Below are 12,134 nucleotides of genomic sequence, written 5' to 3'. Positions count from 1 at the left end.
TGCTAATTATGAAAAATCTGATTGTACCTATTTTATCCGGCTGTTTATTCCTGTTGGGAACTGTAGCCTGTTCGGAACAACCGTCTGCCGGAAAGCAAATCGTCTTACCGTCGGAAATAGCCATCAGTAAGGAGAAGCTGATGGATAAAATCAAAGGAGGATGGGCCGGACAAACGATCGGTTGTACGTACGGAGGACCGACGGAGTTTCGTTATAACGGGACGATGATACAGGATTATGTCCCTATTTCCTGGCCGGACGGCTATATCAAATGGTGGTATGAGAACAATCCCGGTCTGTATGATGATGTCTATATGGACCTGACCTTTGTGGATGTCTTCGACCGTTTGGGATTGGATGCACCGGTCGATTCGTTTGCGATGGCATTTGCAAAAGCCGGATATATGCTGTGGCATGCCAACCAGGCTGCACGGTATAATATTTTGCAGGGTATCATGCCTCCGGCTTCCGGTCATTGGCTGAATAACCCGCATGCGGATGACCTGGATTACCAGATCGAGGCCGATTATGCCGGTCTGATGTCTCCTGGAATGCCGAATACCGCTTCTGAAATTTCGGATAAGATCGGTCATATCATGAATTATGGTGACGGTTGGTATGGAGGTGTTTATGTAGGAGCCATGTATTCGCTGGCATTTGTTTCGGATGATATCGGGTTTATCGTTACCGAAGCCCTCAAAACTATACCAAAGGAGAGCCGTTACTATCAATGTATGAACGATGTGATCCGTTGGCATAACGAATTTCCGGATGATTGGAAACGGACTTGGTTTGAATGCGAAAAGAAATGGAGTGAAGATGTTGGTTGTCCGGACGGTGTTTTTGTCCCGTTCAATATTGATGCGGTGATTAATAGTGCCTATATTGTGATCGGCCTGTTGTATGGCGAAGGTGACTTCTATAAAACAATGGATATTGCTACCCGTTGCGGTCAGGATTCCGATTGTAACCCGGCTTCTGCTGCAGGTATTTTAGGTACAGTGCTGGGATACAGTAAAATCCCTGACTATTGGCTGAAGAACCTGAAAGAAGTGGAGGATATGGATTTTGCCTATACAACGATTTCGCTTAATAAGGCCTATCGGATGAGTTTCGATCAGGCTTTGCAGGTTGTTGAACGGAATGGAGGAAAGATAGAAGGAGACCAGGTACTTATTTCCTGCCAGCAGCCTGTCCCTGTGAAATTAGAGAAAGCATTCGACGGCTTGTATCCTGTAGACCGTATCGGTGTCAATAAGCGTGTTGCCGATGTGGGAAATGTCGGATTTGAAGGAACCGGTATTGTCTTTAAAGGACATGTGCAGTCGAATAATAATGAATATGTGGCCCGTGTGGAAATGTATATAGACGGGGAGTTGGTCGAAACAGCCAACCTGCCTGCTTCGTATATTACGCGCCGCCATGAATTGTTCTGGAAATATCAGTTGCCGAAGAAACCGCATACAGTCTCTTTCAAGTGGCTGAATCCGCAACCGGATGCATCCGTTAATTTCGGAGAAGCTATCGTTTATTCCGATACCCCGTTGAAAATAAACCATCAATAATGTCTTATCATGAAACAATCCTTTTTGTTAATCTGTGTATTATCCCTGCTGGTCGCCTGTAACGGAACAGAGAAGAAAGCAACGCAGGAAGCTGCCGTACAACCAGTGAATCTGATTCTGGATACCGATTTGGGCCCTGATTACGACGACGTAGGGGCGATGGCTGTTATGCATGCACTAGCCGACAGCGGTTATGTGAATATACTCGCAACCTTGTCTTCTAACCACGATGAATTGGTTATTCCTTGTATAGAGGTGTTGAATATATATTTCAACCGCCCTGATATTCCGTTGGGAGCACCTAAAAGCGAAGGTGGTGTAACAATGACTTCCGGTCATAAAATAAAATGGACGGAGATATTACCGGCTAAATATCCGCATAAGACCAAAAAGACATCGGACGCTCCGGATGCAGTCCAGGTATATCGTAAAATATTAAGTTCTCAACCGGATGGCAGCGTTGTCATTTGTACTGTCGGCTTTTTCACGAATCTGAAGGACCTGCTGCTTTCTGCCGGCGATGAATACAGCCCGTTATCAGGAAAGGAACTGGTTGCTAAAAAGGTAAAAAGAGTCGTGGCGATGGCAGGCTTGTTCCCGCAGGGACGTGAGTTTAATGTGCTTTGTGATACACCGGCATCGAAAGTAGTTGCCGAACAATGGCCTACAGAGATCGTTTTCAGTGGCTTTGAGATCGGTAATGTCATTTTTACCGGGAAGAAACTGGTGGCATCCGATATAGATAATAGTCCTGTCAAAGACACCTATGCACAGTGTTTTGCAGAAGGCGATCCGGACGGTCGGATGAGCTGGGACCTGACGGCGGTTCTGGTTGCGATCAAAGGTTATGAACCGTACTATAACGTAGAACGGGGAATCTTTAAGGTAATCGATGAAGAAGGCAGCAACACCTGGATCCCGGATGAGAACGGTCGGGACCTTCGGCTGATCGAAAAAGTTCCGGCCAGCCAGATGGCAGCTTTGCTGGATAATTATATGATGCATCAACCTGTATTAAAATAGAAAAGTTATGTTTATCGTACAAAGTTATACTTTAGCAATCGTTTTCTGTGTCGTTACCATGCTATGCTGGGGCTCCTGGGGAAACACACAGAAGTTGGCTTCCAGAACATGGAGGTACGAGTTCTTTTATTGGGATTATGTGATCGGAGTACTTTTATTCTCCATCCTTTCCGCTTTTACCCTGGGTAGTTTTGGTTCGGAAGGGCGCAGTTTTCTGCCCGACCTGATACAGGCGGACTGGAACAATATAGGCAGTGCTTTCCTGGGAGGTGTTATTTTCAATGCTTCCAATATTCTGCTTTCGGCGGCAATCGCTATATGCGGAATGTCCGTCGCTTTTCCAGTGGGAGTTGGGTTAGCCCTGGTGTTGGGCGTGCTGATCAATTATTTCGGTGCGGCAAAAGGAGAACCGTCCTATATCTTTGCAGGTGTAGCTTTGATCACGGTTGCCATTATATTGAACGGCCTGGCCTATAAAAAAGCCCTGGTCGGATCGAAGAAAGTATCCGGTAAAGGCATCTTTATTTCTGTTGCCGCCGGTGTGATTATGGCTTTCTTCTACCGTTTTGTAGCTGCTTCGATGGACCTGGATAATTTTGCCTCTCCGGCAGCCGGAAAACTGACACCTTATACGGCTGTATTCATTTTTGCTTTGGGTGTTTTTGCCAGTAATTTCCTGTTCAATACGATCGCGATGAAGAAGCCGGTGGAAGGTGCGCCTGTCTCCATAAGCGGTTATTTCAAAGGCAATATCCGAACTCATCTTGTCGGAGTATTGGGAGGCGTGATCTGGTGTGTCGGGCAATCATTCAGTATGATCGCATCCGAAAAGGCAGGAGCGGCAATATCCTATGGTTTAGGGCAGGGAGCGACGTTAGTCTCCGCCTTATGGGGGATCCTGGTTTGGCATGAGTTCCGGGGAGCACCTAAATCTTCCGATTATTTGAATCTGGGTATGTTTATCTTTTTCGTCATAGGATTGGGTTTCCTCATCTACGCGGGTGCCTGATACTTTGTAATTGAAAGAAATCCGGGGATAGAGTGCTTTTTATGGGCCTTTATCCCCGTTTTTGTACGATAATACCAAAAATATCGGGAAAAAGCCTTACTTTTGTCTTAGTTTCTTGTTTATTGGGTATAGTATATAACTAAAAAAACAGGTCTATGAAAGAAGAAGGCGATGTATTCAAGAGGTTCCGTGACTCTTTTAGTAAGATGGACGGACATTTCCATATTTTAGAACAGCGTGTTCCGGTAGAACTTCAGATGGAATATTTTAAATATTCCGAACAGGTTCGTAAAGGCAAAGTGAAGCAAGATTTGGATGATATGGATTATACAGCCTTCCGCGAAAGTCTGTCTAATCCGGAGGCGACAACCGATTATAAGAAATATATTTTATCCATGTTGGCCACTTCAAAGGAAGTGAAAGCCTATCGGATGCTGGAAGATTATGTGCAGCATCCCGATGAAGATGTCAGCAATTGGGCATATATGGCTTTGATGGAAAGCCGTATCTCGTTGGAGTCGGAATTGTCGGATGAGAAACAAATATATATTTCTACAGGGCTGGGAGGCAAAGGTGAAAAATTGCGCTTTTACGTATTGATGTTGTCCAAGGACAGGAACCCTTTTCTGGACTATCAGCGTAAAGTGATCGAACGTGAATTCGCTTACTTTTTGCCGCAGGCAGACTGTGAGATAGAACGGTTGACGATCGGTGAACAATATGTGGAACTGGTATTTTTGATACCGGTGCGTGCAGACATCAAGTTAACTCTCGACAGGGTTATCAATGAATGTAATCAGTACGGTGATTTCCTTTCGGATATCTTTACGATAACGAACGTAAAAGAACTTACGCAGCAGGAGATTACTGATATTATAAATAAGAATGGAAACAGTAAAACAAGCCATTAAGTATGGCGTGGTAGGGGTGAGTAACACCTTGATAACAATGGCTGTTATCTGGGTGATGATGAAACTCTTCGGATGTCGGGAAGGTTTATCTAATTTAACGGGATATGTAGCAGGATTGCTGAATAGTTTCATCTGGAACAAGCAATGGACTTTCAAGGGAAGTTCTACCGGGTGGACGAAAGGTGCAATCCGCTTCGGTATTGCGTTTGCGGTATGTTATGTCCTGCAATACGGACTGGTACTTCTATTAAATTCCCAGTTAACGATCGATCATTACTACAACCATTTAATAGGAATGGTTTTCTATACAGCGATCAATTTTTTAATAAACAAGTTTTATACCTTTAAGGCTTAACGGAAATGAAGAAGCTCGCAGTCATAGTTCCCTGTTACAACGAAGAGTTAGTCATCGGTGAATCCTATCGCCGTACGAAAGCTGCTTTGCAGTCCATGTCCATCGATACCGAGATCATTTATATAAATGACGGAAGCCGGGATAAAACCCGGGAGTTGCTGGATGGCATTGCCGCCTCCGACCCGCATGTGAAGGTAATCCATTTTTCCAGGAATTTCGGACATCAGCCAGCGGTTACTGCCGGTATCAATAATTGTGATGCGGATTTGGCCGTTATACTCGATGCCGATATGCAGGATCCTCCGGAGTTGATCCCCGGCATACTGGAACTGCAGGAGAAGGAAAATGCCAATGTCGTGTATTGTGTGCGTAGGTCGAGAGAAGGCGAGAGTCTTTTCAAGAAGTTTACGGCAAAAGCCTTTTACCGTTTGCTCAATTATATGAGTGATGTCAGTTTCCCGTTGGATACGGGTGATTTCCGTATGGTCGACCGGAAGATCATGGATCAGTTCGATCGTTTCCAGGAACGGGGTAAATACATCAGAGGGCTGATAAGTTGGCTCGGCTATAAGCAAGTGCCGTTTTACTATGAACGGGAAGCACGTATTGCCGGCGAGACAAAATATCCTTTCAGCAAGATGTGGAAGTTCGCTTCGACAGCCATGTTGTATTTTTCCAAGAAACCGCTTCGTCTGGCCACCAGTTTAGGTTTTATAGCCGTCGTGGTCGGTATCGTTCTGGCTGCCTGGTTTACGCTCGGGAAGATATACGGTTTCAGTAATGCGGAAAGCGGCTGGACTTCCATTATGACATCGGTTATTTTCTTTGGCGGCGTTCAGTTGCTGACGGTGGGTGTCCTGGGGCAGTATGTCGGGATTCTCTTTGATGAGATCAAGGCGCGTCCCGAATATATTATCGACGAAAAGAAGAATTTCTGATAAATACATTTTTATAGTTCCTCTCGGATGAAAATTCAATTTCATCCGAGAGGAATTTTATTTTCTTCCGAAGGGAATGGAATCAGTCATGGAATATCTTTCGATAAATATGACAGTAAGGAGTTTCTCCTTTTTTGTCGTAATAATGCTGGTGATAATCTTCCCCGATCCAGAACTTTCCGGCAGGTTCTAATGCTGTAGCCACTTTAAATCCCATTCCGAATAATTTGCTGATATATTCTTCTGCGATCGCTTTCTGTTCTTCGCTGCAATAGAAGATAACCGAACGGTATTGACTGCCGATATCCGGTCCTTGTCCGCCAACCTGTGTAAAATCATGTGTTTCGAAGTAAAGACGTACTAATTGTTCGAAACTGGTTTGAGACGGATCAAAGATCACTTCCACTGTTTCCACATGGCCGGTAGTACCGGTCTTCACTTCGGGATAGGACGGATTATCAATAGTTCCACCCATATAGCCGACATGCGTACTGTCTACACCTTTTACTTTTTCGAGATGGTATTGTGTTCCCCAAAAACAGCCGGAAGCGAAATAAGCTGTTTCCTTATGAAAATTATTCTGTGTCATATTCTTTCTTAGCGTTTGGATTATTCTGATTATATTTGTGCAAATATAATCTTTTATTTCGCAATGGACAGCAAAAAATCACTGGGCCCTGCTCAAAAGACGGTAGTAGGCGTTCAATTTCTCTTTGTAGCCTTTGGTGCCACCGTCTTAGTCCCTCTACTGGTGGGTTTAGATCCTTCGACAGCCCTTTTCACTGCCGGATTAGGAACATTGATCTTTCATTTGGTAACAAAGGGGAAAGTGCCGATTTTTCTGGGAAGTAGCTTCGCTTTCGTGGCACCCATCATTAAAGCGACTGAATTATATGGTTTACCGGGGACAATGTCGGGACTGGTGGCTGTCGGTGCTGTCTACGGACTGATGAGCATGTTGGTGAAGTGGCGTGGCATCGGGTTCATCAAGCGGTTATTTCCACCGGTTGTGATCGGGCCGGTCATCATATTGATCGGTCTGTCGTTGGCGGGTTCGGGTGTGAATATGGCGAAAGAAAACTGGCCGCTGGCACTGATCGCTCTGTTTACTGCTGTTCTGGCATCGTTGTTGGGACGGGGGATGATCAAGCTGATTCCTATCTTCTGCGGGATTATCGTCGGATATATTGCTGCATGCTTTTTTAAGGTGATCGACTTCGAGCCGATCATTGCGGCCCCCTGGTTTGCGTTGCCTCAGTTCGTCAAGCCGGAGTTGTCGTGGGAAGCTGTGATCTTTATGATCCCGGTGACGATCGCCCCGATCATAGAACATATCGGAGATGTATATGCCATTAACGAAGTGACGGGCAAAGATTTTGTGAAAGATCCGGGATTGCACCGGACTATGCTGGGCGACGGTTTAGCTTGTGTGGCTGCCGGGCTGATCGGCGGACCTCCTGTAACCACTTATTCAGAGGTGACCGGAGCTATATCGCTGACGAAGATCACGGATCCGGCCGTTATCCGTATTGCAGCGGTGGCAGGGATTGTCTTTTCCGTTTTCGGCAAGGTCAGTGCTTTCCTTAAATCGATCCCGCCTGCCGTACTGGGCGGAATTATGCTGTTGTTGTTCGGAACGATCGCTGCTGTCGGTATAAATAGTCTGATACAGAACAGGACAAATCTGGGAGATACCCGTAATCTGATCATAGTCTCGTTGATTCTCACCTTTGGTATTGGCGGAGCCTCCCTGGAGTTTGGTGAATTTACGATGGCGGGAATCGGCCTGGCGGCTCTGCTGGGAGTAATCCTGAATCTGGTCTTGCCCAAGGGAAGCCAATAAAGTTGGATATTGTTCTTTATATATATCCATCTCTTAACGGTCCAAACCCTTTGTATGTCCCCTAAATTGTATACCTTTGTGCCGCTTTTTAAGAAAGCAAGCGATTATATGTTTAACTTGTAAGGAAAAGGGATAAATCTATGCAAAAGTCCGACTGCATTATTGGTGTGGAACATGTCTCCAAGTTCTTTGGCGACAAGGCCGTGCTGAATGATGTAAATTTGTTTGTCCGCAAGGGCGAGTTTGTTACTATTTTAGGACCTTCCGGTTGTGGAAAAACAACCTTGTTACGTCTGATAGCCGGATTTCAGACAGCTTCGGAAGGGGAGATCTCTATTGCAGGAAAAGAAATAACGCAAACGCCGCCGCATAAACGTCCGGTCAACACGGTGTTCCAGAAATATGCATTATTCCCTCACCTGAACGTTTTTAATAATATTGCTTTCGGTCTGAAACTGAAGAAGCTACCGTCTGCCGTGATCGAGAAAAAGGTCAAACAGGCGTTGAAGATGGTAGGTATGACCGACTACGAATACCGCGATGTGGATTCCCTTTCGGGCGGACAGCAACAGCGTGTGGCGATTGCCCGTGCCATCGTGAACGAACCGGAAGTGTTGCTGCTCGACGAACCGCTGGCTGCCCTCGACCTGAAGATGCGCAAGGATATGCAGATGGAGTTGAAGGAAATGCATAAATCGCTCGGTATCACTTTTGTTTACGTAACTCACGACCAGGAGGAGGCATTGACTCTGAGCGATACGATCGTCGTTATGAGTGAAGGCCGTATTCAGCAGATCGGAACTCCCATCGATATTTATAACGAACCGATCAATTCGTTCGTTGCCGACTTCATCGGTGAAAGTAACATCTTGAACGGATTGATGATCAAAGATAAACAAGTCTCTTTTGCCGGACATGACTTTGAGTGTGTCGATGAAGGCTTTGGAGAGCAGACACCGGTAGATGTCGTGATCCGTCCGGAAGATATCTATATTTTCGATCCGTCGGAAGCGGCGATGCTGACCGGTACGGTGACATCTTCTATCTTTAAAGGAGTCCATTATGAAATGATGGTGCAAACTCCCGAAGGTTATGAATTCATGGTACAGGACTATCATTGTTTCGATGCGGGACAGGAGGTCGGATTACTGGTGAAACCTTTCGATATCCATGTCATGAAGAAAGAGCGCGTCTGCAATACGTTTGAAGGCAAAATGATCGATCCGACGCATGTCGAGTTCCTGGGAACAACCTTTGAATGTAAGGAAGTGACGGATGTGGAAGGCGATACTCCGGTAAAAGTCGAGGTCGATTTCCGCCATGTCATTCTGGAAGACAATGAGGAAGACGGTACACTGACGGGTGAAGTGAAGTTTATCCTTTATAAAGGAAACCATTATCATCTGACCGTGTTTACAGACTGGGACGAAGATATTTTCGTCGATACGACAGATGTCTGGGATGACGGTGACCGTGTCGGTATCCGGATTACCCCTGAAAATATACGTATTATTCATAACTAAAAGGGAAGGAAGTGATAAATAAAGTTGCAGCTTTTTTCATGCGTCGCAGGAACTGGACAATTCCTTACGCACTATTTCTGGCAGTATTCGTAGTCATGCCGTTGCTCTTGATCGTCCTGTATGCGTTTACAGATACGGAAGGAGCCTTTACCTTTGCCAATTTCCGTAAGTTTATGATGCATCCCGAGGCGTTGAATACCTTCGTCTATTCGATCGGGATTGCTATTATAACCACGTTAGTATGCCTGATACTGGGATATCCCGCTGCTTATATATTGAGCCAGGCCCGGTTCAATACTTCCCGTACAATGGTCGTACTGTTTATCTTGCCGATGTGGGTGAACATCCTGATCCGTACGCTGGCAACGGTCGCCCTGTTCGACTTTCTGAACTTGCCGTTGGGCGAGGGAGCCTTGATCTTCGGTATGGTGTATAACTTCCTGCCGTTTATGATCTATCCGATCTACAATACGTTACAGAAGATGGACCGTAACCTGATCGAGGCGGCACAGGACCTGGGGGCTAATCCCTTTCAGGTGTTTATGAAGACAATCTTTCCTTTGTCGATGCCTGGCGTGATGAGCGGTATCGTGATGGTCTTTATGCCGACCGTATCGACATTCGCCATTGCCGAGCTGTTGACAATGAACAATATCAAGCTGTTCGGTACGACCGTTCAGGAAAATATCAATAACGGAATGTGGAACTATGGAGCCGCCCTTTCTCTGATCATGTTGCTGCTGATCGGCATTACGATCTTGTTCACCAATGAGGAAGATAATGCTTCAAATGAAGGAGGAGGTGTGATATGATGACGAAAATAATGGCGAAAGCTTACCTGTGGCTGCTTCTTGTCCTGCTCTATTCACCGATCCTGATCATCATGATCTTCTCTTTTACCGAGGCGAAGGTGCTCGGTAACTGGACTGGTTTCTCAACAAAACTGTATAGTTCGCTGTTTACCGGAGGTGTGCAACGCTCGCTGGTAGGGGCTTTGTGGAATACATTTGCGATCGCTATGCTGGCAGCATCGATCTCGACAATTCTGGGAAGTATTGCGGCTGTAGGTATCTTTAACCTGAGGTCCCGTCCGCGCCAGGTAATGAATTTTACGAATGCCATACCGATGATGAATGCCGATATCATCACCGGTGTTTCCCTGTTTTTGCTGTTTGTCAGCCTGGGAGTTTCCCAAGGATTCACGACTGTCGTGCTGGCGCATATCACCTTTTGTACGCCTTATGTGGTATTGAGCGTGATGCCGCGTCTGAAAAAGATGAACCAGAATGTGTATGAAGCGGCACTCGATCTGGGAGCAACCCCGTTCCAGGCACTCCGTAAAGTGATTCTGCCGGAGATTCGTCCGGGAATGATCAGTGGCTTTATCCTGGCTTTTACTCTTTCGATCGATGATTTTGCCGTTACGATCTTTACGATTGGTAACGAAGGGTTGGAGACACTTTCCACCTTTATCTATGCGGATGCCCGGAAGGGAGGGCTTACCCCTGAACTGCGTCCGTTGTCGACGATCATCTTTGTCACCGTATTGGTATTGCTGATCGTGATCAATAAGAGAGCCGATAAATCATCCGCTAAGTAGCGTCAAAAACAGGAATAGAAGAATGAATAGACTGATTAAAATAATATGTGTGCTGGTTGCTTGTCTGGGTGTTTTGTCTTCCTGTGCACGCACGGAGAAGGAACGCAGCAAAATATTGAAGATATACAACTGGGCAGATTATATCGATGAAGATATCCTGGATGAGTTCCCGGTCTGGTATAAAGAACAGACAGGCGAAGACATCCGCATCATTTACCAGGTTTTCGATATCAACGAGATCATGTTGACCAAGATCGAACGGGGTCATGAAGATTTCGATCTGATTTGTCCTTCCGAATATATTATCGAGCGAATGCTGAAAAAGGGCTTGTTGCTTCCTATCGACCGCAATTTCGGTAAGACTCCCGATTATCTGGATAACATATCTCCCTATATTCAGGAACAATTGAATAAACTGAGCCAGCCGGGTATGAAAACGACCGACTATGTGGTTCCTTATATGTGGGGAACGGCCGGTTTGTTATATAATAAAAAGTTTGTATCGAAGGATGAAGTAATGACCTGGGATTGTTTGTGGAATCCTAGGTATAAGAACAAAATCCTGATGAAAGACAGCTATCGCGATGCCTATGGTACGGCTATTATCTACGCCCATGCCAAAGAGTTGGCCGACGGAACCGTTACGGTAGAACAGCTGATGAACGACAACTCGCCGGAAGCCATCGCCATCGCAGAAGATTATCTGAAACGGATGAAACCCAATATCGCCGGATGGGAAGCCGACTTCGGTAAGGAGATGATGACCAAGAACAAAGCATGGCTGAACCTGACCTGGAGCGGTGATGCCGTTTGGGCTATGGAAGAGGCGGATGCTGTCGGTGTCGAGCTGGGGTACGAAGTCCCTCTGGAAGGCAGTAATATCTGGTATGACGGCTGGGCGATCCCTAAATATGCCCGTAATGTAAAAGCTGCCAGTTATTTTCTTGATTATCTTTGTCGTGCGGATATTGCTTTGCGTAATATGGATGCCAATGGGTATGTGAGTGCCGTGGCTACTCCCGAAATACTGGAAGCAAAGATAGACACGACGGTTGAAGAGTTCTCGAACCTCAGCTATTTCTTTGGTCCCGGAAACGATAGTATCCAAATCAATCCGGTGCAATATCCCGACCACAAGGTGGTGGAGCGGTGTGCTATGATCCGTGATTTCGGCGACGAGACCGAACTGGTACTGGAAATGTGGAGCCGCGTAAAAGGGGATAACCTGAATACGGGGATCGTTTTGTTGATCTTTGCCGTCTTCGGCCTGTTATTGGTCTGGGTACTTTACCGCAGAATACGTGAATATAAACAGAAAAAGCGTTATCACAGACGTCGCAGACGCTGGTGAATAGATTATTATGAAG

General features: G+C 45.9%; 12 protein-coding genes. 11 read left to right on the top strand and 1 reads right to left on the bottom strand.

Annotated elements, in window-relative coordinates:
* Positions 1-8: 8 nt before the first annotated feature.
* From IEY67_RS05045 to IEY67_RS05020, 6 genes are all read left to right on the top strand, one after another.
* Positions 9-1,565: an ADP-ribosylglycohydrolase family protein gene (locus tag IEY67_RS05045; RefSeq protein WP_183669410.1), complete on the top strand. Its 1,557-nt coding sequence runs from the start codon at positions 9-11 to the stop codon at positions 1,563-1,565.
* A 9-nt stretch (positions 1,566-1,574) separates the two neighbouring features.
* Positions 1,575-2,588: a nucleoside hydrolase gene (locus IEY67_RS05040; RefSeq protein WP_183669412.1), complete on the top strand. Its 1,014-nt coding sequence runs from the start codon at positions 1,575-1,577 to the stop codon at positions 2,586-2,588.
* Between the two features lie 7 nt (positions 2,589-2,595).
* Positions 2,596-3,597, top strand: a complete 1,002-nt coding sequence (locus IEY67_RS05035) for a GRP family sugar transporter (protein WP_122374255.1) — start codon at positions 2,596-2,598, stop codon at positions 3,595-3,597.
* Positions 3,598-3,752: 155 nt separating this feature from the next.
* Complete coding sequence (locus IEY67_RS05030) at positions 3,753-4,508, top strand: hypothetical protein (protein ID WP_122354923.1); 756 nt, start codon at positions 3,753-3,755, stop codon at positions 4,506-4,508.
* Positions 4,483-4,863 carry a GtrA family protein gene (locus IEY67_RS05025; protein WP_075557103.1) on the top strand — a complete coding sequence of 127 codons (381 nt, stop codon included), beginning with the start codon at positions 4,483-4,485 and terminating at the stop codon, positions 4,861-4,863. The genes IEY67_RS05030 and IEY67_RS05025 overlap by 26 nt, the downstream gene beginning before the upstream one ends.
* Before the next feature lie 5 nt (positions 4,864-4,868).
* Entirely contained in the window at positions 4,869-5,801 is a 933-nt protein-coding gene (locus IEY67_RS05020; RefSeq protein ID WP_183669414.1) for a glycosyltransferase family 2 protein, read from the top strand.
* Positions 5,802-5,883: 82 nt separating this feature from the next.
* Here IEY67_RS05020 and msrA read toward each other — a convergent pair whose 3' ends face one another.
* Complete coding sequence (gene msrA, locus IEY67_RS05015) at positions 5,884-6,390, bottom strand: peptide-methionine (S)-S-oxide reductase MsrA (RefSeq protein WP_122354919.1); 507 nt, start codon at positions 6,388-6,390, stop codon at positions 5,884-5,886.
* A gap of 63 nt (positions 6,391-6,453) precedes the next feature.
* Here msrA and IEY67_RS05010 point away from each other — a divergent pair, with 63 nt between their 5' ends.
* The 5 genes from IEY67_RS05010 to IEY67_RS04990 all read left to right on the top strand — a co-directional run bounded on the left by IEY67_RS05010 (position 6,454) and on the right by IEY67_RS04990 (position 12,118).
* Positions 6,454-7,644, top strand: coding sequence for a uracil-xanthine permease family protein (locus tag IEY67_RS05010; protein WP_122362527.1), 1,191 nt, complete (start codon positions 6,454-6,456; stop codon positions 7,642-7,644).
* A gap of 140 nt (positions 7,645-7,784) precedes the next feature.
* Entirely contained in the window at positions 7,785-9,167 is a 1,383-nt protein-coding gene (locus IEY67_RS05005) for a polyamine ABC transporter ATP-binding protein (RefSeq protein WP_183669417.1), read from the top strand.
* A 38-nt stretch (positions 9,168-9,205) separates the two neighbouring features.
* The gene (locus tag IEY67_RS05000) at positions 9,206-9,979 is read left to right on the top strand and encodes an ABC transporter permease (protein ID WP_122354913.1); all 774 of its coding nucleotides are present in this window, start codon (positions 9,206-9,208) and stop codon (positions 9,977-9,979) included.
* Positions 9,976-10,767, top strand: coding sequence for an ABC transporter permease (locus tag IEY67_RS04995; protein WP_183669419.1), 792 nt, complete (start codon positions 9,976-9,978; stop codon positions 10,765-10,767). Before IEY67_RS05000 ends, IEY67_RS04995 begins: the two co-directional genes overlap by 4 nt.
* Positions 10,768-10,789: 22 nt before the next feature.
* Positions 10,790-12,118 carry an ABC transporter substrate-binding protein gene (locus tag IEY67_RS04990; protein ID WP_122354909.1) on the top strand — a complete coding sequence of 443 codons (1,329 nt, stop codon included), beginning with the start codon at positions 10,790-10,792 and terminating at the stop codon, positions 12,116-12,118.
* Positions 12,119-12,134 lie beyond the last annotated feature (16 nt).

Source organism: Parabacteroides faecis (assembly GCF_014647375.1).
In the GTDB taxonomy this organism is placed as follows: domain Bacteria; phylum Bacteroidota; class Bacteroidia; order Bacteroidales; family Tannerellaceae; genus Parabacteroides; species Parabacteroides faecis.
This window is presented reverse-complemented; position numbering and strand designations above follow the sequence as displayed.